This window comes from Magnetospirillum sp. WYHS-4 (assembly GCA_039908345.1).
Classification (GTDB): Bacteria; Pseudomonadota; Alphaproteobacteria; order Rhodospirillales; family GLO-3; genus JAMOBD01.
On record JAMOBD010000027.1, the window covers coordinates 16,294 to 42,089 of the forward strand.

General features: G+C 65.2%; 24 protein-coding genes, 1 tRNA gene and 1 pseudogene. 17 read left to right on the forward strand and 9 right to left on the reverse strand.

The genetic code is table 11. The features are described 5' to 3' along the window. Positions 1-47 precede the first annotated feature (47 nt). The 5 genes from H7841_09355 to H7841_09375 all read right to left on the reverse strand — a co-directional run bounded on the left by H7841_09355 (position 48) and on the right by H7841_09375 (position 6,259). Positions 48-1,361 (reverse strand): HlyD family type I secretion periplasmic adaptor subunit, encoded by a 1,314-nt coding sequence (locus tag H7841_09355; GenBank protein ID MEO5337086.1) that lies wholly within the window; start codon positions 1,359-1,361, stop codon positions 48-50. Continuing rightward, a complete protein-coding gene (locus H7841_09360) occupies positions 1,354-3,030 on the reverse strand; it encodes an ATP-binding cassette domain-containing protein (GenBank protein MEO5337087.1) in 1,677 nt (558 codons plus the stop codon). Before H7841_09360 ends, H7841_09355 begins: the two co-directional genes overlap by 8 nt. A gap of 11 nt (positions 3,031-3,041) precedes the next feature. After that, complete coding sequence (locus H7841_09365; GenBank protein ID MEO5337088.1) at positions 3,042-4,358, reverse strand: TolC family protein; 1,317 nt, start codon at positions 4,356-4,358, stop codon at positions 3,042-3,044. A 172-nt stretch (positions 4,359-4,530) separates the two neighbouring features. Then, positions 4,531-5,421 carry an ADP-ribosyl-[dinitrogen reductase] hydrolase gene (draG, locus tag H7841_09370; GenBank protein ID MEO5337089.1) on the reverse strand — a complete coding sequence of 297 codons (891 nt, stop codon included), beginning with the start codon at positions 5,419-5,421 and terminating at the stop codon, positions 4,531-4,533. 10 nt (positions 5,422-5,431) lie between these two features. Continuing rightward, positions 5,432-6,259, reverse strand: a complete 828-nt coding sequence (locus H7841_09375) for an NAD(+)--dinitrogen-reductase ADP-D-ribosyltransferase (protein MEO5337090.1) — start codon at positions 6,257-6,259, stop codon at positions 5,432-5,434. Between the two features lie 312 nt (positions 6,260-6,571). Between H7841_09375 and nifH the strand changes: the two genes are divergently transcribed. From nifH to nifK, 3 genes are all read left to right on the forward strand, one after another. Then, entirely contained in the window at positions 6,572-7,459 is an 888-nt protein-coding gene (nifH, locus tag H7841_09380; protein MEO5337091.1) for a nitrogenase iron protein, read from the forward strand. Positions 7,460-7,539: 80 nt separating this feature from the next. After that, positions 7,540-8,994, forward strand: coding sequence for a nitrogenase molybdenum-iron protein alpha chain (gene nifD / locus H7841_09385; GenBank protein MEO5337092.1), 1,455 nt, complete (start codon positions 7,540-7,542; stop codon positions 8,992-8,994). 35 nt (positions 8,995-9,029) lie between these two features. Beyond that, positions 9,030-10,562: a nitrogenase molybdenum-iron protein subunit beta gene (gene nifK, locus H7841_09390; protein MEO5337093.1), complete on the forward strand. Its 1,533-nt coding sequence runs from the start codon at positions 9,030-9,032 to the stop codon at positions 10,560-10,562. A 63-nt stretch (positions 10,563-10,625) separates the two neighbouring features. Here nifK and H7841_09395 read toward each other — a convergent pair whose 3' ends face one another. Next, positions 10,626-11,237 (reverse strand): YqgE/AlgH family protein, encoded by a 612-nt coding sequence (locus H7841_09395; GenBank protein MEO5337094.1) that lies wholly within the window; start codon positions 11,235-11,237, stop codon positions 10,626-10,628. After that, on the reverse strand, positions 11,234-12,394 hold the full coding sequence (locus H7841_09400; GenBank protein ID MEO5337095.1) for a DUF2125 domain-containing protein: 1,161 nt from the start codon (positions 12,392-12,394) through the stop codon (positions 11,234-11,236). The genes H7841_09395 and H7841_09400 overlap by 4 nt, the downstream gene beginning before the upstream one ends. A gap of 118 nt (positions 12,395-12,512) precedes the next feature. On the opposite strand from H7841_09400, the gene fliG reads away from it, so the two are divergent. The 5 genes and pseudogenes from fliG to H7841_09425 all read left to right on the forward strand — a co-directional run bounded on the left by fliG (position 12,513) and on the right by H7841_09425 (position 15,644). After that, positions 12,513-13,532: a flagellar motor switch protein FliG gene (fliG, locus tag H7841_09405; protein MEO5337096.1), complete on the forward strand. Its 1,020-nt coding sequence runs from the start codon at positions 12,513-12,515 to the stop codon at positions 13,530-13,532. A gap of 76 nt (positions 13,533-13,608) precedes the next feature. Next, positions 13,609-13,944 carry a ferredoxin family 2Fe-2S iron-sulfur cluster binding protein gene (locus H7841_09410; protein ID MEO5337097.1) on the forward strand — a complete coding sequence of 112 codons (336 nt, stop codon included), beginning with the start codon at positions 13,609-13,611 and terminating at the stop codon, positions 13,942-13,944. A gap of 11 nt (positions 13,945-13,955) precedes the next feature. Continuing rightward, positions 13,956-14,156: a Fe-S cluster assembly protein IscX gene (gene iscX, locus H7841_09415; protein ID MEO5337098.1), complete on the forward strand. Its 201-nt coding sequence runs from the start codon at positions 13,956-13,958 to the stop codon at positions 14,154-14,156. Between the two features lie 145 nt (positions 14,157-14,301). Continuing rightward, positions 14,302-14,523: pseudogene (locus tag H7841_09420) on the forward strand (IS4 family transposase). 242 nt (positions 14,524-14,765) lie between these two features. Beyond that, positions 14,766-15,644, forward strand: coding sequence for a Fic family protein (locus H7841_09425; protein MEO5337099.1), 879 nt, complete (start codon positions 14,766-14,768; stop codon positions 15,642-15,644). A 452-nt stretch (positions 15,645-16,096) separates the two neighbouring features. Here the strand turns inward: H7841_09425 and H7841_09430 are convergent. After that, positions 16,097-16,172, reverse strand: a tRNA-Ala gene (locus H7841_09430). A 112-nt stretch (positions 16,173-16,284) separates the two neighbouring features. Here H7841_09430 and H7841_09435 point away from each other — a divergent pair. Genes H7841_09435 through H7841_09450 form a run of 4 tightly spaced genes read left to right on the forward strand, consistent with a single transcriptional unit; the run spans position 16,285 to position 18,475 of the window. After that, complete coding sequence (locus H7841_09435; GenBank protein ID MEO5337100.1) at positions 16,285-16,587, forward strand: YggT family protein; 303 nt, start codon at positions 16,285-16,287, stop codon at positions 16,585-16,587. Next, entirely contained in the window at positions 16,577-16,906 is a 330-nt protein-coding gene (locus tag H7841_09440; GenBank protein ID MEO5337101.1) for a DUF167 family protein, read from the forward strand. Before H7841_09435 ends, H7841_09440 begins: the two co-directional genes overlap by 11 nt. Beyond that, positions 16,893-17,792, forward strand: a complete 900-nt coding sequence (gene folD, locus H7841_09445; protein ID MEO5337102.1) for a bifunctional methylenetetrahydrofolate dehydrogenase/methenyltetrahydrofolate cyclohydrolase FolD — start codon at positions 16,893-16,895, stop codon at positions 17,790-17,792. The genes H7841_09440 and folD overlap by 14 nt, the downstream gene beginning before the upstream one ends. Next, positions 17,792-18,475, forward strand: coding sequence for an NnrU family protein (locus H7841_09450; GenBank protein ID MEO5337103.1), 684 nt, complete (start codon positions 17,792-17,794; stop codon positions 18,473-18,475). The genes folD and H7841_09450 overlap by 1 nt, the downstream gene beginning before the upstream one ends. On the opposite strand, the gene H7841_09455 is transcribed toward H7841_09450, so the two are convergent. Further along, entirely contained in the window at positions 18,463-19,320 is an 858-nt protein-coding gene (locus H7841_09455; protein ID MEO5337104.1) for a hypothetical protein, read from the reverse strand. The genes H7841_09450 and H7841_09455 overlap by 13 nt on opposite strands. A 443-nt stretch (positions 19,321-19,763) precedes the next feature. Here H7841_09455 and H7841_09460 point away from each other — a divergent pair, with 443 nt between their 5' ends. The 5 genes from H7841_09460 to H7841_09480 all read left to right on the forward strand — a co-directional run bounded on the left by H7841_09460 (position 19,764) and on the right by H7841_09480 (position 25,774). Further along, positions 19,764-20,267, forward strand: a complete 504-nt coding sequence (locus H7841_09460) for a hypothetical protein (GenBank protein MEO5337105.1) — start codon at positions 19,764-19,766, stop codon at positions 20,265-20,267. A gap of 86 nt (positions 20,268-20,353) precedes the next feature. Then, positions 20,354-20,656 carry a hypothetical protein gene (locus H7841_09465; protein ID MEO5337106.1) on the forward strand — a complete coding sequence of 101 codons (303 nt, stop codon included), beginning with the start codon at positions 20,354-20,356 and terminating at the stop codon, positions 20,654-20,656. Positions 20,657-20,930: 274 nt separating this feature from the next. Then, on the forward strand, positions 20,931-21,605 hold the full coding sequence (locus H7841_09470; protein MEO5337107.1) for a hypothetical protein: 675 nt from the start codon (positions 20,931-20,933) through the stop codon (positions 21,603-21,605). Positions 21,606-23,280: 1,675 nt separating this feature from the next. Further along, on the forward strand, positions 23,281-23,850 hold the full coding sequence (locus H7841_09475; GenBank protein MEO5337108.1) for a hypothetical protein: 570 nt from the start codon (positions 23,281-23,283) through the stop codon (positions 23,848-23,850). Position 23,851: 1 nt separating this feature from the next. Continuing rightward, a complete protein-coding gene (locus H7841_09480) occupies positions 23,852-25,774 on the forward strand; it encodes a hypothetical protein (protein MEO5337109.1) in 1,923 nt (640 codons plus the stop codon). Positions 25,775-25,796 lie beyond the last annotated feature (22 nt).

A 25,796-nucleotide genomic window follows, 5' to 3' on the forward strand; every position in this document is an offset into this window, starting at 1 on the left:
GCGTCCTCGGATTCGTATAGTCCGGTTTTGTGGCGAAGCTGTGGCGTCTACAGTTCCCGCATGGCCCCCTGGAAACCCGCCAGAAAGGACGACAGCAGGTACTCGAAGATGCTGCGGTCGCCGATCAGCACGTCGGCTGTGACCTGCACGCCCGGATAGAGCCGATAGGTGAGGGGCCCCGCCTCGAAGGCGTCGCGGTCGGTCTCGATGCGGATCTCGTAGAAGGCTCCCTTGTCGGTGACCACGGCATCGGGGCTGACCAGGGTCAGGCGCCCGTCCAGGTGGCCGAAGCGGGCGGCGTCCGAATAGGCGAGACGAATGCGCGCCGCCTGGCCCTCGCGCAGGTAGCCGATGTAGTAGGTGGGCATGCGGGCCTTGATGACCAGCCGGTCCTCGCCGGGAACGATGTCGGCCACCGTCTTTCCGGCCTGCACCACGCCGCCCTTGGTCACCACGTAGAGCGTCTTGACCGTGCCGGCCACCGGCGAGCGCAGCACGGTGCGGCCCAGGTTGTCGGTGAACTTGCCCAGGCGCTGGCTCAATTCCTCCAGGTCGCGGCGGGCCTTGGACAGGTCGGTGGTCGCCTCCTCGACGAAGCGCTGGCGCAGGGAGGCCAGTTCGACCCGGGCTTCCTTCAGTGCCGAATCGGCGCGCTTCAGGCCGGCCGCATCCTCCTCGATACGTCCCTTCAGCACCGAAGATTCCTGCAACAGGCTCAGGTGGTTGAGGCGGCTGGACAGTTCCTGCTTGAGCATATGCTCGCTGATATCGATGCGCTCGCCCAGGAGCTTCAGGGTATTCTGCGAATTCCTGAGCCGCGCCGCGATTTCCTGGACGGCGTGCTCGTGCTGCGTGATGGCCTCTTCCTGCTTGCGGACCGCATTGATCTTCCGGTCTCGGCGGGCCTGGAACAGTTCACGCGATTGCTTCACCAGGGCTGGGTGCTTCTCCGCCAGGTCGGCCGGATAGACCGGCTCCCCCTTGTCCGCGAGTTCCGCCTCCAGCCGGCCACGGTCGGCCGTCAAGGCGGCGAGGCGCAGGGTGAGTTCGTTCACGTCCGCTTCGCTGGCCGTGGTCTGCAGGGCCAGCAGGGGCTGATCGACCGCCACCTTTTCGCCTTCCCGCACGAAGATCTCCGAGACGATCCCACCCTCCAGGTGCTGGATGCTCTTCACCTGGGTGGAGGGTATCACCTCCCCCGTCGCCACCGCGACGATATCGAGCCGCCCGATGAAGCCGCTCAGCAGGACCGCCGCGAACAGCGCACCGCACAAGGCGACGAACAGGTGCGTCGGTCCCATCTCGGGGTCCCGGAACGCCGTCCGCAGCCTTTCGACATGCCGCAGGAAATCCTCACGCATCGCCTGGGACCTTTTCCCGTTGGGCGACGGCCGTCAACCTGGGTACGGGCTTGACCCCCAGGTCCAGGACGAAGGTGGCACCCTTCATCGCGTTGGGATCGTGGGAGAACAGGATCAGGGTGGCCCCCCCGGCGGCCAGGGCGTTGACCGCCTTGTGCAGGGCCGCCGTACCTTCCGCGTCCATGCCTTCGGTCGGTTCGTCCAGGATGGCGAGGCGGGACGGGTTGACCAGGGCCCGCGCCAGGGCCAGGCGCCGCCGCACCCCCACCGCCAAGGTACGTCCGCCGTCGACGATCGGGGTGTCGAGGCCGCGGGCCTGGCCGTCCACGAAGGCTTTGAGCCCGGCGGCGGCGATGACCTCGGTCATGCGCCGCTGATCCAGGCTCGGATCGATCGCCTTGAAGTTGTCGGCAATGCTGCCGGGAAGGAAGGAAGGCTCCTGCGGCAGGTAGGCGATCCGCCGCCGCCACCAGCCGGTGTCGATCTGGCGGAGGTCGATCCCGTCCACCAGAATCTGGCCGCGTTGCGGTTCCAGCAGTCCGACCAGCAGGCGGGCCAAGGTGGTCTTCCCCGCCCCGTTGGTTCCCACCACCAGCAGCACCTCGCCCGGAGCCAGCTTCAGGCTAAGGGATTCGAACAGGGGCATCGGCGCGCCGGGAAAGGAAAAGGCGAGGTCGATCAGTTCCAGGTGTCCGGCATGGCGGTCCGGCAGGGTTCCTTCCCGGCGTTCGCGCGGCAGCTTTCCGAAGTCCTCCGCCAGACGGATCGCCTGATTGGCCTTGGAGATCGATTCCAGCATGGCGGCAAAGCGCGAAATCGGCTGCAGGGCCCGCCCCGCCAGGATATTGGCGCCGATCATGGCCCCCGCCGTCAGGCTGCCCGTGACCACCAGGATACCGCCCAAGCAGATGATGGCGACTCCCTGCAGCCCGCCGATCATCCCGGATAGGGTCATCACCAGGCCCTGCAGACCGCCCACGGTTTCCCGCCGCCCGGAAAGAACCTCGCGGTCGCGGCCCCAGCGTTGCTTGACGAACTCCGCCCCCAGGAAGGCGCGCACCGTGTCCGCGGCGCCCACGGCGGCGGCGATGGACTGGTTGACTTCGGCCTGCGCGTCGGCGACCTGGCGGGTCGGGTCGCGAAGACGCATCTGGTTGTGCAACGTGGCGGCGATCTGGAGCGCCGATGCCAGAAAGGCGACCATTCCCAGGGCGGGATGCAGCAGGAACAAAGCCCCCAGGAACAATAACGCGAAGGGAAGATCGGTCAGGGCCGCCAAGTTGGTCGCCGAATAAGTCTGCTCGACGGCATCCATGCCGCGCATGACCTCGCCGCGGTGGGACTGGGGCAATTTCTCCAGGCCGGCCAATCGGCTTTCCAGGAGGGTTTCCATGGTCCGCTCGGCGAGCACCCGGTTGGGTTCCCGGACGATCAGACGGGCGAGGCGCGTCCGCGCCTCGCGAAAGCCGGCTTCGAAAGCCACCGCGATGATGGCGACCACGGTCAGGGTCATCAAGGTGGCATCGACCCCGAAACCGATATAGCGGTTCATCACCTGCATCACATAGATGGTGCTGGTGAACCCCAGAAGATTGATGATGAAGCTCGCGGCCAGGATCTCGGCGACGATGCCCCGCCGTGCCGCCAGCCTTTGCAGAAGCTCGTTCATGGGCCGGCCCTCTATTTAGCGGCGGCGAGGCTCGTCATCTCCGCCCGGGTCAAGGTTCCCATTCGGTAAAGTAGGGTGACGGCCGCGATGGTGACGTCGGCTTCGGCCGACGAGGCGTCGCTCAGGGCATTGATCGCCGTCGTCTCGCCGTTCAGCACGTCCAGCAGCGAACGACTGCCCAGTTCGCGTTCCTTGCGCGCCAACTCGAGAAAGGCATTGGCCAGGGTCGCCTGATCCTGAAGATAGCGCCAGTTGGCCAGCGCCGTCTGCAACGACTGCCAGGCATTCCTCACTTGCTCCTCGGCTTGCTCAAGGGCCTGGCGTACCCGGCTTTCCGAGGCTGAAACCCCGCTTTCCGCCGCCCGGATGCTGTTGAGCGCGGTGAGGCCCAGGTTGAACGGCAGCTTGAGCTGAACCTTGACGGTGTCGGTTTCCTTATCCCCCATGGTTCCGTCGACATGGGTCTGCTTCTTGTGTTCGCCCACCGCCTCGATGACCGGCAGAAAGCCCTTTGCCGTGGCCGCCCGCACCTGCTCGCGCGAAATGTCGGCGGTTACCTTGGCCAGGCGGAGCGACGGGCTGCGGTCCAGCGTCAGGGCGAGGGCCTCGTCCACCGTCTTCGGCAGGACATTCATCTCGAGCTTCGGCTTGACCAGCTTGGCGATGTCCTTGGGCAATTCCCCGAAAACGCTGCGAAACCGGTTGAGCGCCTGTTCGTACTGGCCCTCGGCGCGCACTTGGCGGGCCCGGGCGCCGGCCAGTTGGGACTTGGCCTGCAGGACGTCCGTCGTGTAGCCGCCGCCGCTCTGCACACGGGCTTCTTCCAGGCCGGTCTGGCTGCGTACGTTGGCCTCGGCCTGCCGGGCAAACTGCAGGGTTTCGTGCGCCCGGATCAAGTTGGCGTAGGCCGTGACCGCCTCCAGGAACAAGGCCTGTTCCCCGTCGATCACCGCCAAGTCGGCCCGCACTTCCTGCAGCGCCGCCGTGTCGATGGCCGCACCGGTCTTGCCGAAGTCGTAAAGGAGCTGGGTCACCGTGAGGCTGTGCTCGCGGGCCACCGTGTTGGTCTGGGTGCCCGCCGGCTGGTTCTGCTTCTGCCGCCCGCCCCAGGCATTGACCGAGGCCTCGGGGTACCAGTCGCTCCAGGCTTCCTTGGCCTTTTCCTGGGCGCCGACGCGGTCGTGGCGCAACGCCTCCAGCTTCGGGTCCCTGGCCTGAGCCGCGCCCAGAAATTCCTGGAGAGAGTCGGCGAGAACCGGCGTCGCCACCAGCCAAACGGCTGCGACCAGCGACGCCCCATACCAGCCCCGTCCAATTTTTTCGGACACGATTCCCCCAGTCCCCTCGCCCAACCGAGAGCCACCGAGGCCGACTTTGCAGTGGTTCCTCCAGGCTGTCAACCGCGGCCCGGAAGGCGAGGCGGAGCTTAACCTTATCACCGCAGCGGATCGTCCTGTCGAAGGGATAACCTACCGGCGATTCGCCTTGGACCCCGCCCTTCTACGCGACCCCGGCCAGGTCAAGCAGCCGGTCGACCTGCTCTTCGATTTCGCGGGCGACGTTGCGGTCCAGCTTCTTCAGCCAGCGCGGCGGAATGTCACGCACGCCGTAGGCGGCACCTGCCACCATGCCGGCGATGGCGCCCGTGGTGTCCGCGTCGCCGCCCTGGTTGACCACCGCCACCAGGCAGGGCTCGAAACCGTCTGTCGCGAAAAAATGGTGCAGAACCGTCTGCACCGTATCCACCACGTAGGCCGAACAGAGCCCCCGATAGGGGGTAAAGCGGAACTGCGGGTGTTCGGCGATCAGACGGTTGGATTCCTCGCGGGCGGCGACGATCATTTCGCCTTGGATCATCCGGCGCGTCATCCGCCCCAGAGCCAAGGTGGCGCCATCGGACAAGGGGTGATTATGGGTGGTGTGGCACTGGCCCAGAGTCCAGGCCGCGAAGGCCGCCTCGTCATGCAGGGTGGCGAGCACGACGGGAACGTTGCGCATGGCCGCACCGTTCCCGGCATCGCCGTCGCTGAAGGGACTTTCGAGGCTGCCGTTGGCCATGTAGCGGCGGATGCCGCGTCGGCAGGTGTTGCCGACATCCGCCGGCTTGGAGCGCAGCCAAGCGACAAATGCCTCGCAAACCGCCTGGGCGGAGAAGCCCTTCTCGGCCAGCAGTGCGCGGCCCAGGGCCAGGCTCATCTCGGTGTCGTCGGTCACTTGGCCGGGCTTCAGATTGAGCCAGCCGCCGCCGACCATGCGGTCATAAACCTTGTATTTGTGCGCGATCTCGCGCTGGGTGAGGAATTCGACCGTGGCGCCCAGTGCGTCGCCCACGGCAAGGCCCAGGTAGGCGCCCAGCGCCCGTTCGCGCAAGGTGGGTCGATGGTTTGGCATGGGCCCTCGCCTAGAGATAGCTGGCACGCACGCGGTAGTCGCCGCCGATGACGAGATATTCGTTCTCGCCCACCAGCGGCGCCCGCGGCAGCAGCTTGTTGAAGAACAGGATTTTCACCGTCGGCACCCGCGCTTCCAGGATGTGGTCGCCGAAGCAGCAGGCGATGTCGCGTTCCGAACTGAAGGAGACCAGGTTGTTGAGCCGCAGCACCACGGTGTCGCCGTCCTGGCGCTCGACCACGGGATGTTCCGCGAAGTCGTTGACCCCGCGATAGAGGATAGCGTGGTGCCGACCGACGGCGTGGAAGCGCTCCAGGCTCCACTGGCAATATTCGTACAGAAGATCGAGTTGGGTGTAGATGGCGTTGTTGTGGAAGCGGCTGGCCATCTTTTCCTCGATGTAGGTAGTCCAGGCGGAGGTGGAGAAGCTTTCCAGGGGTTCTTTGTGAAAGGTGGGGTAAAGTCCGAAGCGGCTTTCCACCCAGCCCTTCAGCACCGCGCCTTCGCGTCCGTTGGCGTCGTAGCCCCAGCCCTTGAGCAGGCGCAGGTAGCTGGAGCGGTAGCGCCGCTTGCGCTCGCCGCGGTCCCCTTCCTGCAGTTCCGGGTCCAGCCCGAAGGCGGCCGCCATGTAGAGTTCGAAGGCCAGCGCGGCATCGTCGGCGGTGGGCGAATCGGCAAGCATTTGGAAGAAGGAGCGGTTGGTTTCGCGCACGCCGCCCAGCGAAAGCCGGATCGGATGGTCGTTGAACGCCGCGCTCGCCAGCAGCCCGGTGGGGATGCCCACCAAGTTGGTGCTGTGGCCCCGCCTGGCCAGAATCTCCGCCGTTTCGCGAACCATTCCATCCTCCCACCAGCCGGACCGTAGGAAGCAAGCGCCGTGCCTTGCCGGAAAGCGAAGGAATCCGCCGGCCGTTCTTCCGCTTCCTGTGCGGCCCGCGACAGGCTTGTCGGACGATTGTCGGGACCGCGACAGCCCCCCAAGGCCAGATGCCATTGTAGGGAACGTCCTTCAGTCGCCTGATTCCACAGCCGGATTCTGAAAATTCCGGCGCGGACCGGAGACATGGCACGACCGTTGCGATGAAAGGGGCGTGGCGGAGGGCCTGCCCCCGCCGACCCGAACTCGGACGACAGCGAAAGGAACAAGATCATGCCTCGTCAGATCGCATTCTACGGCAAGGGCGGCATCGGCAAGTCGACGACCTCCCAGAACACCCTCGCGGCCCTGGTCGAGATGGACCAGAAGATCCTGATCGTCGGCTGCGACCCGAAGGCCGATTCCACCCGCCTGATCCTCAATTCCAAGATGCAGGACACGGTGCTGCACCTGGCCGCCAAGGCCGGTTCCGTCGAGGACCTGGAACTCGAGGACGTGATGAAGATCGGCTACAAGGGCATCAAGTGCACCGAGGCGGGCGGGCCCGAGCCGGGCGTCGGCTGCGCGGGGCGCGGCGTCATCACCGCCATCAACTTCCTGGAAGAGAACGGCGCCTACGAAGACGTGGACTATGTCTCCTACGACGTGCTGGGCGACGTGGTCTGCGGCGGCTTCGCCATGCCGATCCGCGAGAACAAGGCCCAGGAAATCTATATCGTCATGTCGGGCGAGATGATGGCGCTCTATGCCGCCAACAACATCGCCCGCGGCATCCTGAAATACGCCGGTTCGGGCGGCGTGCGCCTGGGGGGGCTCATCTGCAACGAGCGGCAGACCGACCGCGAACTGGATCTGGCCGAGACCCTGGCGTCGAAGCTCAACACCCAGATGATCCATTTCGTGCCGCGCGACAACATCGTCCAGCACGCCGAACTGCGCCGCCAGACGGTCATCCAGTACAAGTCCGACTGCCAGCAGGCCGAGGAATACCGCCAGCTCGCCAAGAAGATCCACGCCAACGGCGGCAAGGGCACCATCCCGACGCCGATCTCCATGGAGGAACTGGAGGACATGCTGCTTGAGTTCGGCATCATGAAATCCGACGAGCAGCAACTGGCCGAACTGGAAGCCAAGGAAAAGACCCTCTGCGCCACCGCCTGAGCGCCAGACCGCCCCGCCTGCCACCCGCCTTCGGGCGGGTGGGGGAAGGGGAGTGAAGGACCCCATCAAGGAGAACGGCCATGAGCCTCGATCGCTCCACCACCGCCCAGTTCAACGAGGCCCTCATCAAGGAGGTTCTCGACCAGTACCCGGAAAAGACGGCGAAAAAGCGCGCCCGCCACCTCAGCGTCAAGAAGACCGAAGAGGACGGCAACTCGTCTTGCGGCGTGAAGTCCAACATCAAATCGATTCCGGGCGTGATGACCATCCGCGGCTGCGCCTACGCCGGTTCCAAGGGCGTGGTCTGGGGCCCCGTCAAGGACATGGTCCATATCAGCCACGGCCCCGTCGGCTGCGGCCAGTATTCCTGGTCCCAGCGCCGCAACTACTTCAACGGCACGGTCGGCATCGACAGCTTCGTCACCATGCAGGTGACTTCCGACTTCCAGGAACGCGACATCGTGTTCGGCGGCGACAAGAAACTGGAAAGGATGATCGACGAACTGGGCGAGATGTTTCCCCTGGCGCGCGGCGTCTCGGTGCAATCGGAATGTCCCATCGGCCTGATCGGCGACGACATCGAGGCGGTGGCCAAGAAGAAGGCCAAGGAGTCCGGCAAGACCATCGTGCCCGTGCGCTGCGAGGGCTTCCGTGGCGTCTCCCAGTCCCTGGGCCACCACATCGCCAACGACGCCATCCGCGACTGGGTCTTCAACAAGACCAAGCCGGAATGGGAAACCGGCCCCTACGACGTCAACCTGATCGCCGACTACAACATCGGCGGCGACGCCTGGCCGTCGCGGAAGCTCCTTGAGGAAATGGGCCTCAGGGTCATCGGCTCCTGGTCGGGCGACGCCACCCTGGCGGAAATCGAACGCGCCCCCAAGGCCAAGCTGAACCTGATCCATTGCTACCGCTCGATGAACTACATCTGCCGGCACATGGAAGAAGCCTACGGCGTTCCCTGGGTCGAATACAACTTCTTCGGCCCGACGCAGATCGCCGCGTCCTTGCGAAAGATCGCCGATCAGTTCGACGACACCATCAAGGCCAACGCCGAGAAGGTGATCGCCAAGTACCAGCCGCTGGTCGATGAGGTGACGGCCAAGTTCAAGCCCCGGCTCGTCGGCAAGAAGGTGATGCTCTACGTGGGCGGCCTGCGTCCGCGCCATGTCGCCACCGCTTACGAGGACCTGGGCATGGAAATCGCCGGCACCGGCTACGAATTCGCCCACGGCGACGACTACCAGCGCACCACCCACTATGTGAAGGACGGGACCCTGGTCTACGACGACGTCACCGGGTTCGAGCTGGAGAAGTTCATCGAGAAGATCCGCCCCGACCTGGTCGGGTCGGGCATCAAGGAGAAGTACGCCACCCAGAAGATGGGCGTGCCTTTCCGCCAGATGCATTCCTGGGACTACTCCGGCCCCTATCACGGCTACGACGGCTTCGCCATCTTCGCCCGCGACATGGATATGGCCGTCAATGCGCCGGTGTGGAGCAAGTTCAAGGCGCCCTGGAAGGCGGCCTGAGGCCCCTTCCCAACCGCATGCAAGGAGAAAACGCCATGCCCCAGAGCGCAGTCAAGGTCAAGGACCACGTCTCTTTGTTCCAGGAACCGGAATACAAGGAGATGTTCGCGGCCAAGAAAGCCGCCTACGAATGCCGGGCCACGGACGAGGAAGTCCGCAAGCAGGCCGAATACACCAAGACCTGGGAATACCGGGAAAAGAACTTCGCCCGCGAGGCGGCCTCGATCAACCCCGCCAAGGCCTGCCAGCCGCTGGGCGCGGTCTTCGCCGCCGCCGGCTTCGAGGGCACGCTGCCCTTCGTGCACGGCTCCCAGGGCTGCGTGGCCTACTTCCGCTCGCACCTCGCCCGCCACTTCAAGGAGGCCTCGGCCTGCGTGTCTTCGTCGATGACGGAAGACGCGGCGGTGTTCGGCGGCCTCAACAACATGGTGGAAGGGCTGCTCAACGCCTACACGCTCTACAAGCCCAAGATGATCGCCGTTTCCACCACCTGCATGGCGGAAGTGATCGGCGACGATCTGTCGGCCTTCATCAGCACCTCGCGCGAGAAGGGCTCCATCCCGCAGGACTATCCGGTCCCCTTCGCCCATACCCCGTCCTTCGTCGGCAGCCATCTGACCGGCTACGACAACATGATCAAGGGCATCCTCCAGTACTTCTGGGAACGCGAAAAGGGCGAGCTGACGCCCAGCCCCAAGGGGTCCATCAACATCATCCCCGGCTTCGACGGCTACGCGGTCGCCAACAACCGGGAAATGAAGCGCTACCTGGACGCCATGGGGGTCGAGTACACGATCGTCTCCGACGTTTCCGACGTGTTCGATACCCCGTCGGACGGCACCTACCGCATGTACGACGGCGGCACCACCATCGAGTCGGTGCGCGAGGCCATCAACGCCAAGGCCACCGTGGCCCTGCAGGAATTCTCCTCCAAGTCCTCCCTGGAATACGTGGCGGGCAAGGGCCAGCAAACGGCCGCCCTCAACTACCCCATGGGCATCGCCGCCACCGACGCCTTCTTGATGACCATGTCCGAACTGTCGGGCAAGGCGATCCCGGAAGCCATCGAGAAGGAACGCGGCCGCCTGGTGGACGCGGTAGCCGACAGCCAGGCCTGGCTGCACGGCAAGAAGTTCGCCCTGTTCGGCGATCCCGACTTCGTCTACTCGATGGCTTCCTTCCTGATGGAACTGGGCTGCGAGCCCACCCACTGCCTGGCCACCAACGGCGGCAAGGAATGGGACGCCAAGATGAAGGAACTGCTGGCTTCCTCGCCCTTCGGCCGGGACTGCAAGGCTTACGCCGGCAAGGATCTCTGGCACATGCGTTCGCTGCTGTTCACCGAGCCGGTGGACTTCCTGATCGGCTCGTCCTACGGCAAGTATCTGGAAAAGGACACCGGCATCCCCCTGATCCGCCTCACCTTCCCGGTCTTCGACCGCCACCACCACCACCGCTTCCCCACCTTCGGCTACCAGGGGGCGCTCCGGGTGCTGGTGGAGATCCTGGACCGCATCTTCGAAACCACCGACGACGCCAGCGACATCTCGTTCGACTTGACCCGTTGAAGACTCCCTCCCTCGTTTGACGGGCCCGCCCCGGGGACGATCTCCCCGGGGCGCCTTTTTCGTCTACAGGGCGAGGCCGCCGCGCTTGCTGGCCCGTTGCCATTTACCGGCCTGGTCCCGATCGAAGACCAGCCCGATGTCGGACGGCGCGGTGATCCAGTCGCCGCGCGCCATTTCCTTTTCCAACTGGCCGGGTCCCCAACCGGAATAGCCGGCGATCACCACGAATTCCTTCGGACCCTCCCTTTTGGCCAGGGCTTCCAGGATGTCCGGGGTCGTGGTCATGGACATGCCGCCAGCAAGGGATTCCGTAGCGGGGCCGCGCCAGTCGCCCTTGTGCAGGATGAAGACCCGCCGGGTTTCGACCGGCCCGCCGATATGCAAGTCGATCTCGCCCTCCATGTCCTCGGGGGCGGCGATTCCCGCGTCGGCCAGCAGGTCCTTGAGCGGTCCCTTGCCCAGCACTTGGTTGACCACCAGCCCCAGGGCTCCCTGGCGGTCGTGGCTGACCATGTAGATGACGGTCTCGCGGAACCGGGGGTCCCGCATGCCGGGACCCGCGATCAGGAACTGGCCGCCCAGGAAGCGGGTCTGTTTGAGCGGCGCTTCCGTCTCTTCGGCCCCTACCGGCGGGGCCAGGGCCAGCCAGGCGAGCAGGAACGCCAGCATCCTCATAGCCGTTCCTCCCTGACGGGAGCGGGGCCGGGGGCGCCCCAGGTGCCGGCCGGAGTGCCCGGCCAGACGACGGGCTCCAGCTTGATGAGCGGCACCGGGCCGGCGAAGATCCGGCGTTCCTGGAGGCTCAGGGGGAATTCCAGCACCGGCTTTCCGCCCCCGTCCGGCCGTTTGGCCAGGGCTCCCATGACCAGCTTGACCGTGGCCGCGTCGCGCGGCTGCACCAGGCCGCGTCTTTCCAGGACGGCCAGGGTCTCGAAGAATCCCTCCGCCTGGGCGGCGAAGGAACCGATGGGCTGCATGCGGCCGTCGAGCGCCAGGGTGCCATTGGCCCGGAGGGCCAGCGGTCCGTAGACGACGGCAAGCGAGCCCACTTCCACCGTGCCGCCTTCGTCCCGCCAAGCGAGCAGGGGGGCGTAGGCCAGGGTGGCGGGCAGAGGGCCGGTCAGTTCGGCAACGAACGCCAAGTCCTCGACATGACGGCCCAACGGCAGGTCGAAAGAGCCGTTGGGCAGGTCGAGGCCCACCGTCTCCAGCCGCAAGCCGGCTTGCGACTTGCCGTCGGTGCGCCGCTCCAGGACCAGATGGGCCCGCTTGGCGGCCAAGTCCAGACGGGGTTCGACCGCCGCCAGGGCCACTCCCTCCGCCATCGCGTCCATGGCGATCGCCATGCCGCCCGACAGGGTCAGATCGACCGCCAACCGGGTGGCGCTGCCGGTGAATTCCGTCGTCCGTCCCTGCCAGGGCACGGCAATCCGCTGGGCGCCGGGCGCCCGCAAGGTCAACCGGGTCCAGTTCCAGGGACGCCCCTCGACGAACAGCCGCTCGCCCGCCCAGCGCCAACCGCCTTGGGCTTCCGGGGCGGCCAGGGCGGGCGAATCGACGGTCGCCCGCACCAGGAAGGGGAAGCCGTCGATTCGCGGCTGTCCGTGGACGACATCGAAGCCTTCGGCGCGCCGCTGGGCGCTCCAGCCGTCGATACCCTGCCCAAGGGCGCGGCTGGCCCCGTACCAGAGGGCGGAATAGGCGGCGCCGGCCATCGCCAAGCCGCCCAGGACGGCCAGCCCGCGGCGGAGACCACGGCCCCGCCGCGGGGCGTCGCCGTGGTCGGAAAAGGGACCCGGACGCGGTCCCGATGTCAGATGGCCTTGCTGCATGACTCCTATATAGCAAATCCGCCGGGCCGGGGCAGCGGCAAACGCCCCTTTATTGGCGAGGTCTTCTAAGTTACCATTCCGCCTTCCAGACGATGTCCGTCGACAGGAGACGTTTCCCATGGCAGCGGTCAAGGACGACTACCGGAGCCTGACGGGCCCCAAGAAGGCGGCAATCTTCATGCTGGCCCTGGGCGACGAGCACGCAAGCAAGCTTTTCGAGATGATGGATGACGAGGAAATCCGCGAGATTTCCCAGAACATGGCCACCCTGGGGTCGATCGGTTCCAACGTCGTCGAGCGCCTGTTCACCGAGTTTGCCGGACAGTTGTCCTCGGGCGGCTCGCTGGTGGGCAGCTTCGATTCGACCGAACGGCTTCTGCTCAAGACGCTGCCGGCCGACCGCGTGTCGACCATCATGGAGGAAATCCGCGGTCCGGCGGGTCGCACCATGTGGGACAAGCTGGGCAATGTGAACGAGGCCGTGCTCGCCAACTACCTGAAGAACGAATACCCCCAGACCGTCGCCGTGGTGCTGTCCAAGGTGAAGCCCGACCATGCCGCCCGCGTTCTGGCCATGCTGCCCGAGAATTTCGCCCTTGAGGTCATCATGCGCATGCTGCGCATGGAAGTCGTGCAGAAGGACATCCTCGATCAGGTGGAGCGGACGCTGCGCAACGAATTCATGACCAACCTGGCACGCACCGCCCGGCGCGACAGCCACGAGATGATCGCCGACATCTTCAACAACCTGGACCGCAACACGGAAAACCGCTTCATCTCGGCCCTCGAGGAACGCAACCGCGAGAGCGCCGACAAGATCAAGGCCCTCATGTTCACCTTCGACGACCTCATCCGCGTCGATTCCAGCGGCATCCAGCTCTTGCTGCGCCAAGTGGAGAAGGAACAGCTGGGCATGGCACTGAAGGGCGGCAACGACCAAGTCAAGGAACTGTTCTTCAAGAACATGTCGGAACGCGCCGGCAAGATGCTGAAGGAGGACATGGAGGCCATGGGCGCCGTCCGCCTCAAGGACGTGGACGAGGCCCAGGCCGCCATCGTCCAGGTCGCCAAGGCCCTGGCCGATTCCGGCGAAATCGTCATCGCCGGTTCCGGCGAGGAGGAACAGCTCATTTACTAGAGGCGGGATCAGGGAAGACTTGCCCCGCCGGCCCCGAACCACTAAATGGAGGGCGCGGAACAACGAGGACGAGTCCATGCCCAAGATGACCTTCATCTCCCCCGACGGGATGCGCCATGAAGTCGAGGCGCCGGTCGGCCTGTCGGTGCTCGAGATCGCCCACAAGAACAAGATTTCCCTGGAAGGGGCTTGCGAGGGATCGCTGGCTTGTTCCACCTGCCATGTGATCGTCGATCCGGAATGGTATGACCAACTCGACGAGGCCAAGGAGGAGGAAGAGGACATGCTCGACCTCGCCTTCGGACTGGCCCATACTTCCCGGCTCGGCTGCCAGATCCGCATGACCGCCGATTTGGACGGCCTTGTCGTCCGGCTGCCCGAGGCTACACGCAACATGATGGTGGACAAGTAGGGGGGCGTCCCATGGGCCTTAAGTGGACCGACGTCCGCCATATCGCCATCGAGTTGGAAGACCTCCATCCCGACGCCGACGTGGCCAATCTGCGCTTCACCGATCTTTGGAAGTGGGTGCGGGAGCTGTCCAATTTCGCCGACGATCCGGAACGGGCCAACGAAAAGGTTCTGGAAGCCATCCAGGCCGCCTGGCTCGATGAACGTGGTTGACGAACCCGGCCCGCTTCTGTCCTAACCAAGGCGGGAAGGGGGCCGGCTTCGGAGGCCCGACATGCCACGCATCGAATGGCAGCCCCAGATGGTCATCGACGATGGGGTGATCGACGGCGATCATCGCTTTCTGGCCAATCCGCGGGTGGCCGTGGATGCGGTGATGGCGCCCTACGGGGGCGAGCTTCTGGCGCGGGCGGCCGGGGCGGAGCGGCATGTGGTGCTGATGATCGATCAGAGCCAGGCCACGGATCGCCACCAGAGGGTGATGGTGAGCGTGCGCATCGGCGGGCGGGCGCTGCCGCTGGCTTGGCGGGTCAAGGAGACCCAGGGCGCCATCGGCTTCGCCGGCCAGCGGACAGCCCTCGCCCTGCCCGGTTTCGGGCAGCCGGCCACCGCCGCAACGGCAACCTCAACCCGGAGTCAGCCCTTCGCCGCACGGCAAGCCTTGTGATAGCGCCACCTCCATATCCCGCGCGACATCGCGCAAGCACCTACGCAGGAACTGGAAAGCTGAACCACAGTGGCTACCCAACTGGCTCCCCGCATTTAATTGCACGGAGTTCCGGCCGCCACTATAATCCGAGCAGCCGCCTAACGACTAACTGCATGGAACGCAAAGAAGAATCTCCCGACGCCATGAACACAGGCTCCCTCTCGACCCCGGCCGGTTTTGAAGTGACGGAAAGCCCGTCACTGACTTCCTTGTTGCATCAAGTGGAAGCGCAGCGGGCCGAGATTGACCGGCAAAGGTCAGAGCGGCCAGACCTCTGGCCGACGGTGCAGGAGAAGCTCAAGTTCACCTGGACCTACGATTCCAACGCCATCGAAGGAAGCACCCTGTCCCTGGGCGATACGATCTTCTACCTCAAGGAAGGCCTGACGGTGGAAGGCAAACCACTCAAGGACTTTCTCGATGCCCGCAATCACGCGGAGGCAGTGGATCTCCTTGGTGACGTGGTGGCTGCCCGCCGAGCGATTACCGAAGGCCTGCTCAAGGAAATCAACGCCCTGCTGCTTCTGGGAGTGAGGGCTACACCGGCGATTAACGAGCGGGGTGAGCGGATCGAAAAGGAGGCCCGGCCTGGGGAGTACAAGCGACTGCCTAACCATGTCCTCCAGCCCGACGGGACGATTCATCGCTACGTTGACCCGCTTCAGGTTCCGGGAGGGATGGCCGCCCTCTGTGGATGGATTGCCACGCAGGAAGGTCGGACGCATCCAGTGACCGTCGCGGCCATCGCTCATCACGACCTGGTCCGCATCCATCCGTTCGATGACGGCAACGGGAGAGGTGCGCGGCTCCTAATGAACCTGATCCTGATGAAGGCCGGTTACCCTCCGGCGGTCGTCAGGAATGAACGCCGACGGCAGTATCTCGCCGCACTGAAAGACGCTGACAGCGGAGCGCTAGCCCCCTTCATCGAGTTCATTGCTTCATCACTAGCGGAGACCCAGGCGGTGATCCTGGCGGACCTCCGCCGTTGATCCCTGACCTTGCCTTTCACCCCCTCCGGTCTTCCTGGCTGCGTTTTTGAAGATCGCTAAATTCTGTTCCAAACCTGACGCAATCCGCGACGGAAAGTGGCAATCGGACAGCGAGAGTCAGCACCTCCGCCGAGCCCAGGCCATGGTAGCGCTGCTTCTGTCCGACCTTGAAACGGTAGACCCACGATTTGGTTCCCGTGGGCGTGACTTTGAGGTACAGCCCGCCGCCGTCCCCGAGAAGTCCCGGAGCCTTCGCAGATTGAACGGTCTTGGCGGTGAGTTTGCCCATAGATCAAAAAACCAGGAATTAGACCTGCCAGTCCACACCTGAGTCCACACCATAATTCCGAAAATGGGCGAACGCAAGCGAACCCTGGCGAAAGCCGCCAGGGTTCAAGCTTTTGTTTTTTGGCTGTTTTTTCAGGCTTCCCGAACAGGCCCGAACAGATAAATGGTGGAGCCGAGGGGATTCGAACCCCTGACCTACGCATTGCGAACGCGTCGCTCTCCCAACTGAGCTACGGCCCCTCGAAAAGGGTGGCGGATAATGGCGGGAGGGTCAGGCTCCTGTCAAGCTTGAACCCGACGCCATTTCGGGGCAAGGTGGCCGCGCTTTTTTACCCGGACAGGAACCGCCCCCATGGACATGATCGTCGGCCCCGTCGTCAAGCTGCTGGTCACGGTGATCGATCTCTATGTTTGGGTCGTGGTGGCCGGCGTCGTCCTGAGTTGGCTGGTTAACTTCGGCGTTCTCAACAGCAGCAACCGGGTAGTCTACGCGATCGGGGACTTCGTGTTTCGCGCTACGGAGCCGGCGCTCCGGCCGATTCGCAACGCCCTGCCCAGCCTGGGCACTTTCGACATCTCGCCGATCATCCTGGTGCTGGGCTTGGTACTGCTGCGCGACATCCTGGTCGAGGCGGCGGTCCGCCTTGTCGGCTGAGGCTTTCTTCACCGCCGTCGAAGACGGCGTGACGATCCGGCTCCGGGCGACGCCGCGCGGTCCTTACGACCGCATTCACGGGACCCATCCCGACGCCGAGGGGCGGTCGGTGCTGAAGGTCACGGTCACCGCGCCGGCCGAGGACGGCAAGGCCAACGCGGCGGTGGTCAAGCTGCTCGCGAAGGCATGGAAACTGCCCAAGAGCGCCTTCTCGGTGCACCTGGGTGCCACGGACCGCAACAAGGTGCTGCGCGTAGTGGGCGATCCGGCGGAATTGGTGCGGCGGCTCGGCCGCTGGATGGAGGATAGTCATGGTTGAGATCATTGACGGCAAGGCCTTCGCGGAAGAACTGCGCAAGCGGGTGGCGAAGCAGGTGGCCCGGCTCGCCGCCGACCATGGGCTGACCCCAGGTCTGGCCGTCGTCCTGGTGGGCGAGGACCCGGCCAGCCAAGTCTATGTGCGCAACAAGGGCAAGCAAACCCTGGAGACCGGCATGCGGTCCTTCGAGCACAAGCTTCCCGCCGACACCTCCCAGGAAACCCTGCTGGCCCTGGTGAAGGAATTGAACGGGCGGGCCGACGTCAACGGCATCCTGGTGCAGTTGCCGCTCCCGAGGCAGATCGACGAGAAGGCGATCCTGGACGCCATCGACCCGGCCAAGGACGTGGACGGCTTCCATGTGGTGAACGCCGGAAAGCTGGCGGTGGGCGCCGACGATGCCTTGGTGCCCTGCACGCCCCTGGGGTGCCTGATGCTGCTCAAGGACCGACTGGGCAGCCTGTCGGGCAAGCGGGCCATCGTGGTCGGACGTTCCAACATCGTCGGAAAACCCATGGCAGCTCTTCTGCTCAAAGAAAGCTGCACGGTTACCATCGCTCATTCCCGGACTCACGATCTGGCCGGAGAATGCCGGCGGGCGGACATTCTGGTCGCCGCCGTCGGCAGGGCGCGCATGATCCAGGGCGACTGGATCAAGCCGGGCGCGGTGGTGATCGACGTCGGCATCAATCGCATCGAGGCCCCGGAAAAGGGGCCTGGCCAGACGCGTCTGGTGGGCGACGTGGACTTCGAGGCCGCCTCGGCCGTGGCCGGCGCCATCACCCCGGTGCCGGGAGGCGTCGGCCCGATGACCATCGCCTGCCTGCTGCGCAACACGGTGGTCGCCGCCTGCCGCCAGCAGGGGATCGAAGTCCCCGACCTCTGATGGGCGAACTGTTCGCCGCCACGGCCGTCTTCATTCTGGCCCATGCCATCCCGGCCTGGCGGCCCATCCGGGAGGGGCTGGTGCGGCGCATGGGCGAGGTGGCCTACGTGATCGCCTATACGGCGCTCACCCTGGCGATCGTCGTCTGGCTGGGCATTGCCTACGCCCGCGCGCCCTACATCGAAGTCTGGCCCTTCGCCACGTCTTTGCGCTGGGTGCCTTTGGCGGTCATGCCCTTCGCCTGCATCCTGCTGGTGGCGGGCCTGAGCGCTCCCAACCCCCTGTCGGTAGGGGCCGGGAGCAAGGGCTACGATCCGGTGCGGCCGGGCATCGTGACCATCACCCGCCATCCCCTGATGTGGGCCTTCATCCTGTGGGCGGCGGCTCATCTGGCACCCAACGGCGATCTGGCCTCGATTCTGCTGTTCGGCCTGCTGCTCGGCCTGGGATCGATGGGACCGGCCAGCCTGGACGCCAAGCGCCGCCGCCACCTGGGCGAGGAGGAATGGCTCCGCCTGGCAATCGGGACATCGAATATCCCCTTCGCGGCGGTATTGGCCGGACGGGCGCGGCTTCACGGGACTGGCATCGGCCTCTGGCGCCTTCTGGGCGGCTTGGCGCTCTACGGCCTGATCCTCTGGGGCCACGAGGCGGCGATCGGCGTCTCACCCTACCCCTTCTGACGATAGAAGGCGACATCGCCGTCGACGGGAAATACCAGATCGTAGACCCCGACATGAGCAGGGAACAATTGGGCCATACGGCCCATCAGGGCCGATTCCTCGGGCCCCAAGGCCAGCGAGCGCCCCAGGACCTCGGCCGCGTCGCGATAGCAGGGCATGGCCAATTCCATGCGAACCCGGTCCCCGTCCGTTCCGGCCACCAGGTAGCCGGCAGAAAAGCTGTCTTCCACGGGAACCAGGACATGGCCTGAAATGGGCTGCAAATAGGGGCCGCCGGGAAGGCGCGGCCCCGGAAAATTCAGGTAACGGCAGGGGCAGTAGAGGCTCCATTGCCGTCCGGACAGTCCAAAGCGGGCGCGAACGAAAAGATCGCGGACCGGAACCGCCTTTCGGTGCAAATCGGCCGAAAGCTGGGAGAAGGAGACTTCCTCGCCTTCTCCCCAGGAACAGGAGACCCGCGATGCCCAATCCTCCTGGGAGTGGGGCCGGAAGACGAATCCGCCGTCGACATCGATGCGCCGGGTTCCCCGGGTCAAGGATTCGCCGAACAAAGTGTCGGGCTGGGGAATATGGAAGAAGCGCCCGTTCCGGGTGAACGTCAGAAAGGAAAAGGGCTGGCGGCGCTTGATCAGGGTCTCGCCTTCCGCGGGCGGTTCCGGCCCGAAGGCCACGGACTCGAATCGGCACTCATGGGACAGGTACAGCGTCTCCCCGTCCTCCCCTACCAGGACGCATTGGATTTCCGTGGTCCAAAGGTTTCCATCGTCCCTGCCATTGACGATACTGCCGCCCCGCAGGTCGGGGCAGGGAAGAATCCGCGATAGTGCATCCGAACCGGGGGCCATGACAGTGGATGCTAGAGGAAGCCGAGGCCTCGGGCAACGCCCCAGCAGTTCTCATTATGGCGTCGATCGGCGGCTTCTGGGGTTGCGGGGAAAGGCGGGGGTTGGTTTCGGTCGATCAAGTGGTCTGTGGCGGCGGGACTCCGGTTCGGATGGACCGGAAGAGACGGCTGCAAGTATCCGTTCGTGGTAAGGTCGTGCCGACACCGTTCGCAGGAGAACCGGCCATGGCCCGCGTGACATCGACGCGCATCGTCTGCGGCTTCTTCGTACCGGAGATTTCCGGCCCCTTGACCTACAACTTCTGCGAAAACGGAGTCCACACCCATGGACAAGCGAAATAACCCGGCCGCCGCCCTCGAGCAGGGCGCCAGGTAGCCGGACCGGTGCGTTTCCCCAAAAGGTTCGATAGAATTCCTTCCGTCAGGTCAGGCGAAGAGGGCGGCATGCGGTTCCTGGGATTGGCGATGGCGACGGTTCTGGCGGCGGGGGCGGCCCTGGCGGCGGGCGACGATCTGCCGCCCCCGGACACCCGTCCTCTCGGCAAGTTCGGCTGCCCGACGGTGATCGAGGGCAAATGGGTGCCCTTTTCGCGCGGCACCGACGAGGAAATGGGAGACCTCGAAGTGAAGGAGAATTCCGTCGTCCTGGGCGCCCACGGCGAAATCCCCTTCAAGCGCCATTATGACGACAAGGGACGGGAATACTGGGAACTGCTCACGCCCTTCAAGGCGGGGACCTATATGTCCAAGATGGGAAAGTGGGCACGCCTGCATTTCCCGGAGGATTGGCAGACGGATCCCATCTCTGCCTGCCTTCTTGCCTTCGAGGTATTTTTTTCGGAAGTCGATGCCTTGAAGCAACTCCAGGGACGGCGTGATTATTATGGGACGCAACATAATTTCATATCTCCACAACGACACTACGACCTGATGCACCTCAGACGATAGATTTCGTTAGGTTCATTTCGAACCGATTCCGGCGGCGCCAAGGGTGCCGCCTTCTTTTTGTCCACATCAAGCACGGGAGGCCCGTCATGGGAAAGCGTGAGGAAGCGATTGCGTCCTATACCAAGTGGCTGGCAAGGCATGAATTCCCGAAGCCATCCTTCTACAACCTCGACACCCGTTCTCCGGCCATCGGCCTGGGCTACCTGCCGATCATGCCGGACGGGCGTCTGCGTCCGAACGTGCGCGAGCAGTTCCAGGCTGCGGCCCCTGTCGGCGGAAGAATACGAAGCTCTTGCGGCGGTCGCCGGCGGCGTCCCGGCCTCGCCCGCCCCCGGAGCGGCGCCTTCCGCGGCCCGGCAGGACTACGAAAGGGCTGGGCTAGCGCCTGAAGCTCACCCACGACGAACCGAAGGCCCTGTACGTCGCCTGGGGCACCGACGAATACCGCCACGCCTTCGGGCCGTGAGCGCTATCGAGCGCGAACACGGAGAAGAAAATCGTTGTGTTCGAATAAATATCTTGACCACGGCCCGCGGCGGCCATAAAGTCGCGACGTGACCGGGACAACTGCGCCCGCCGCCTTCCCGCCGCCCCGGCGATCGCCGCGGCGGCTTTTCCATGTCCGCAACCTTGAATGACCCATGAGGCTGCAAGTATCCGTTCATGGTAAGGTCGTGCCGACACCGTTCGCTTTTGGCGGCGGCGCTGTGGCTTGCCGAGGCGCTGCGCTCGCCCTTCGACCATACCGACAGCATGAAGATCGCCGAATTCGACGTGATGGGGCGCAGGTTCCGCATTCCCCGCGCCTACCTGTCCCTGCGGGAGCAGTGGTTCGGCGCCAAGTCTCCCGGCCCGATCCTGATGGGCGCCCTGCTGCCCGACCTGGGGCCCTATACCAGGGACAAGGCGGTAAAAGTCGACTTCTACCTGCAAGCGATAAAGTTCAATCCGGGGGCTTTCGTCAAGTATTACGCCCCCGAGTTCCTCGCCACCTGCCAGGGCGAAGTTGCCGGATTCCTCCGCTGTCCCGATTGGCAAGCGGAGCATGAGATTCTGGTGCGGATCGATGGCGAAAGGAAAGTGGCTCTCGACTGTGACCAGCAGCGCGGGCGAAGTGCCACGGGCGAGGAACTTAACGCTCTTTGCGAGGGACAGTTCCCCTTGGTCGATAACGTGAAGCTTTCGCTTCGCTTCGAACGCATGCACCTGGAACGGACCGACGAGATCGTCGCCCGCGTCTTCGGCATCGTCTGCGGCTTCTTCGTGCCGGAGCTTTCCGGCCCCTTGACCTACAACTTCTGCGAAAACGGAGTCTACACCCATGGACAAGCGAAATAATCCGGCCGCCGCCCTCGAGCAGGGCGGCCGGCTGCTGGCCGACGGCGACCTGCAGGGCTACTGGCGCCTGATGGGCCGGCACGATCCCTATGCCAACCTGGCCGCCGACGTGCAGGCCAACCGGGGCGTCGCCGGCGTGGTCGCCAACCGCCGCCTCGACCAGGCCTTCCAGGTCTCCCAGGGGCGCCTGCCCACCGAGGAGGAGCGCCAGGCCATCCAGGCCCAGATCGCCCAGGCGGACCTGCGCACACGACAGGCAAACTTCCACGAATATGGCGATATCCGGGTCAAATCCGGGCAAACCGTTGAATACCACCGGAAGGTCTTTGAGAAAAAAAAGCTCCCCGAAGGCACCTACACTCCCGAGTACCTGCAGAAGGTGATGGGCGGAGGCTGGAGCCTTTACGCCGGGGCGCCGACCAAGGACGTATCCGGCGAGTCCTTCTGGGAGTCCTATATCGAACATAAGGCCAACGACATCAAGGGTTTCGTCTCCGATCCCGCCGGCTATCTGAAAAACATCATGAACGCCGGCGGCGTGCTCAAGGACGCCGGCGGGGCGCTGGCCGACGAACTGGACAAGCGCTTCTTCGAATGGGGCGAGGAAAAGCGGCGGCAACTGTTGCCGTCCCAAAGCCCGCCGGAAGGGGCGGAAGACTCCCGGCCCCCTCAGCCGGGGAAGGACCTGTTTCCCGGCCGCGACCGCCGGTCGGAAGCCCCCGAGGCGGCCCCGGTCCCCAAGCTTTGGCAGCAGGCCGAGCGGAACGAGGAAAAGCAGGAGGCACCGGCAGGTCTCTGGCAACAAGAGGAACGGGAGCGGCCGGAGGAAGAGAAATCCCCCGACCTGCAGCCCCTGCAAATGGCCGCCGATGCGGCCCCCCGGCAGGACGAGGACAATCCCTTCGGTCTTCTCTTCCACCGGGGCGGCGAGGTGCCGGCCGACGGCGATCCCCGGACCGCGGTCCGCCCGGCCATCGTCCAGGAAGGGGAATTCGTGCTGGCCCCCGTCACGGTGCGGGCCGTCGACACCGCCCTGGTGGCGGGGATGAACCGCCTGGCCCGCTCGCCCGAGACGGTGCGGCGCCTGCGCGACAAGCTGGCGGAAATCGTCGGCGACGGCCCGCCGCTGGCGGAAGAGGTGCTCAAGAAGCGCATGGCCGCCGACCGCGACTACTGGAACCCTTGCCCGACCTGCGACAAGACGCGGTCGCGCTACGCCACCGAATATCGCTTCGCCTTCCCCGAGGACGCCGCCGGCCGCACGCCGCGGACCGCGGGCGGCCTTGTCGCGGACGGCGACTGGGCGCGGCGTCAGGACGACCTGCCGGCCGAACTGCCCGAAGGCGCCTTCGTCTTGTCGCGGGACGCGGTGCGCGCCTTCGGGCCCCATCTGCTGGGCCGCCTGAACGCGGCCGGCCTGGCCGAGAACGCTCCGGCGCTGACCGAGGTCCGCCGCGCACTCGCCGCCGCCCTGGGCCAGCGCCTGAAGCTCACCCACGACGAACTGAAGGCCCTGCAAAGGGACCCCCGCTACTGGACATACCAGGACCCCAAGTACGTCGCCTGGGTCACCGACGAATACCGCCACACCTTCGGTTCACGATACCGGCGCTCCGGTGCCGTTCGTCCACCCCGCTCCGGCGGGGTTTTTCTTTGTCAAACGAGGAGACATCCCATGGCTCTCAGCGCCATCGCCCTTTGTTCGCGCGCCCTGCTGAAGTTGGGCGCCAACAGCATCGCATCCTTCGACGAAGGGACGGCGGAAGCGGAAATCGCCGCCAACCTGTACCCCCCTGTCCGCGACGCCCTGCTGTCCAGCCACCCTTGGAATTTCGCCACCGGCCAGGTCACCCTGCCCCGCCTGGTGGCGGAACCGGTGGCCGACTTCGCCTATGCCTACCAGCTTCCGGCCGACTTCCTGCGTGCCCTTTCGGCGGGCACCGAAGGCCGGGGCCACGGCGTCGGCTACCGCATCGCGGAGAACCGCCTGCATACGGATTCTCCCGACGTGGTGCTGACCTACATCTTCCGGCCGGCCGAGCAGGAATTCCCCCCCTTCTTCGATCAGACCCTGATCGCGCGCCTGGCGGCCGAATTCTGCATTCCGCTGACCGACAGCACGACCCGCTCCGAGGCTCTCTACAAGATGGCCGAAAACGAGTTCTCGCGCGCCAAGCAGATCGACGCGCAACAGGACACGCCGGGGCGCATCGAGGACTTCACCCTGATCAATGCGAGGTACTGACATGGCACTCCTGCGCGTCGAGAAGACCCAGTTCACCAGCGGCGAGATCACGTCCCGCCTGCTGGGGCGCGGCGACCTTTCGGCCTACGAGAACGGCGCCGCCAAGCTGCGTAACGTCTTCGTCCATGCGACCGGCGGCGTCAGCCGGCGCGACGGACTGCGCTACGTGGAGACGGCGAGGGGCCTGGGCCGCCTCGTCGCGTTCGAGTTCAACACCGAGCAGGTCTATCTTCTGCTGTTCACCGACCAGCACCTGGACGTCTACAAGGACGGCATCCGGATCGCCGATATCGCGACTCCCTGGACCGCCGCCCAGTTGCCCCAGATCTACTGGACGCAGACGGCCGATACCCTGCTGGTCACCCATCCGGAGGTCAAGCCGAGGAAGATCACCCGCGCGCCCGGAGAAGTCTGGAGCATCGTCGACTGGGTCTTCGTATCCGAAAAGGACAAGGATACCGATACCTACGACGTCATCCGCCAGCCGTACCACAAGTTCGCGGCCGACGAGGTGACGCTGCAGCCCAACACCACCTCGGGGACCATCACCCTGACCGCGTCGGCGTCCGTCTTCGACGCGGCCCATGTGGGGACGCGCTTTCGCCTGCAGAAGAAGGAGGTGGAGATCACCGCCGTGGCCTCGGCGACCCAGGCCACGGCAACGGCCAAGCAGAACCTCGTTGACACCAAGGCGACCAAGGATTGGGAGGAGCAGGCCTTTTCCTCGCTGCGCGGCTGGCCGGCCACCGTCTGCTTCCACCAGGACCGCATGGTGATCGGCGGGGCGCGCGATCTGCCCAACCGGCTGTGGCTGTCCAAATCGTCCGACCTGTTCAATTTCGATCTGGGGGAAGGCCTGGACGACGAGGCGATCGAATTCGCCATCCTGTCCGATCACGTCAATGCCATCCGCGCCGTCTTCTCCGGCCGGCACCTGCAGGTCTTCACCTCGGGCGCCGAATGGATGGTCACCGGCGATCCGCTGACCCCCGGCAAGGTGCAGTTGAACCGGCAGACCCGGATCGGGTCGCCCATCGACCGCACCGTGCCGCCCCGCGACGTGGACGGCGCCACCTTGTTCGTCGCCCGCAGCGGGCACGAACTGCGGGAATTCCTGTTCGCCGACGTGGAACAGGCCTACCAGGCCCTCGATCTGGCCCTGCTGGCCGACCACTTGGTGATCGACCCGCTGGCCGCCGACTACGACAATGGGCGCCGCCTGTTCCATCTGGTGATGGAAGACGGGACGCTGGGCACGGTGACGGTCTACCGGGCGGAGAAGGTGACCGCCTGGAGTCTCCAGCAAACCCCGGGCAGCTTCAAGTCGCTCGCCATGGTGGGCAAGACGCTCTACCTGCTGGTGGAACGGGCCAACGGGGTTTTCATCGAAAGGCTCGACGGGACGCTCAACGTCGATTCGGGTCTCACCCTGTCCAGCGCGACCCCGACATCCACCTGGGAGGGCTTCGACCACCTCGACGGCCAGACCGTCAGCATCGTGGCGGACGGGTCCATCCGCCCGCCTGCCGTGGTTTCTGATGGCACCGTGATTCTCGACGAGGCCGCCAGCGACGTCCAGATCGGGCTGCCCTATAGCCATCTGATCGAGCCCCTGGTCCCCGCCTTGGCGGGGCAGGGGGGTAATATCCAGGGCACGCGTATCCGTCCCGTGGCGATCACGCTGCGCATGGAGGATACCGCCTCCCTGCGCATCGATGTCGGGCGCGGATTCGTCCGCGTTCCGTTCAAGCGCTTCGGGGACGCCGTGCTCGACGCCCCCGCCCCCGTCTTCACGGGCGACAAGAAGATCCGTGCCTACGGCTGGCGCCGGGGCGGGATCGAACCCTTGTGGCGCATCGAGGACGACGCCCCGCTGGCCTTCAACCTGCTGTCGGTGACCACCGAACTGGCCGCCAACAGCTGATTTCCATCCACCCGCAACCTAA

Excerpts from the sequence above, each read along its gene's own strand:
- H7841_09355 (MEO5337086.1), bottom strand. The coding sequence starts at position 1,361 with ATGCGTGAGGATTTCCTGCGGCATGTCGAAAGGCTGCGGACGGCGTTC.
- H7841_09360 (MEO5337087.1), bottom strand. The coding sequence starts at position 3,030 with ATGAACGAGCTTCTGCAAAGGCTGGCGGCACGGCGGGGCATCGTCGCC.
- draG (MEO5337089.1), bottom strand. The coding sequence starts at position 5,421 with ATGCCAAACCATCGACCCACCTTGCGCGAACGGGCGCTGGGCGCCTAC.
- H7841_09375 (MEO5337090.1), bottom strand. The coding sequence starts at position 6,259 with ATGGTTCGCGAAACGGCGGAGATTCTGGCCAGGCGGGGCCACAGCACC.
- nifH (MEO5337091.1), top strand. The coding sequence starts at position 6,572 with ATGCCTCGTCAGATCGCATTCTACGGCAAGGGCGGCATCGGCAAGTCG.
- nifD (MEO5337092.1), top strand. The coding sequence starts at position 7,540 with ATGAGCCTCGATCGCTCCACCACCGCCCAGTTCAACGAGGCCCTCATC.
- nifK (MEO5337093.1), top strand. The coding sequence starts at position 9,030 with ATGCCCCAGAGCGCAGTCAAGGTCAAGGACCACGTCTCTTTGTTCCAG.
- H7841_09395 (MEO5337094.1), bottom strand. The coding sequence starts at position 11,237 with ATGAGGATGCTGGCGTTCCTGCTCGCCTGGCTGGCCCTGGCCCCGCCG.
- H7841_09400 (MEO5337095.1), bottom strand. The coding sequence starts at position 12,394 with ATGCAGCAAGGCCATCTGACATCGGGACCGCGTCCGGGTCCCTTTTCC.
- fliG (MEO5337096.1), top strand. The coding sequence starts at position 12,513 with ATGGCAGCGGTCAAGGACGACTACCGGAGCCTGACGGGCCCCAAGAAG.
- H7841_09410 (MEO5337097.1), top strand. The coding sequence starts at position 13,609 with ATGCCCAAGATGACCTTCATCTCCCCCGACGGGATGCGCCATGAAGTC.
- iscX (MEO5337098.1), top strand. The coding sequence starts at position 13,956 with ATGGGCCTTAAGTGGACCGACGTCCGCCATATCGCCATCGAGTTGGAA.
- H7841_09425 (MEO5337099.1), top strand. The coding sequence starts at position 14,766 with ATGGAACGCAAAGAAGAATCTCCCGACGCCATGAACACAGGCTCCCTC.
- H7841_09435 (MEO5337100.1), top strand. The coding sequence starts at position 16,285 with ATGGACATGATCGTCGGCCCCGTCGTCAAGCTGCTGGTCACGGTGATC.
- H7841_09450 (MEO5337103.1), top strand. The coding sequence starts at position 17,792 with ATGGGCGAACTGTTCGCCGCCACGGCCGTCTTCATTCTGGCCCATGCC.
- H7841_09455 (MEO5337104.1), bottom strand. The coding sequence starts at position 19,320 with ATGGCCCCCGGTTCGGATGCACTATCGCGGATTCTTCCCTGCCCCGAC.
- H7841_09460 (MEO5337105.1), top strand. The coding sequence starts at position 19,764 with ATGCGGTTCCTGGGATTGGCGATGGCGACGGTTCTGGCGGCGGGGGCG.
- H7841_09465 (MEO5337106.1), top strand. The coding sequence starts at position 20,354 with ATGGGAAAGCGTGAGGAAGCGATTGCGTCCTATACCAAGTGGCTGGCA.
- H7841_09470 (MEO5337107.1), top strand. The coding sequence starts at position 20,931 with ATGGTAAGGTCGTGCCGACACCGTTCGCTTTTGGCGGCGGCGCTGTGG.
- H7841_09475 (MEO5337108.1), top strand. The coding sequence starts at position 23,281 with ATGGCTCTCAGCGCCATCGCCCTTTGTTCGCGCGCCCTGCTGAAGTTG.
- H7841_09480 (MEO5337109.1), top strand. The coding sequence starts at position 23,852 with ATGGCACTCCTGCGCGTCGAGAAGACCCAGTTCACCAGCGGCGAGATC.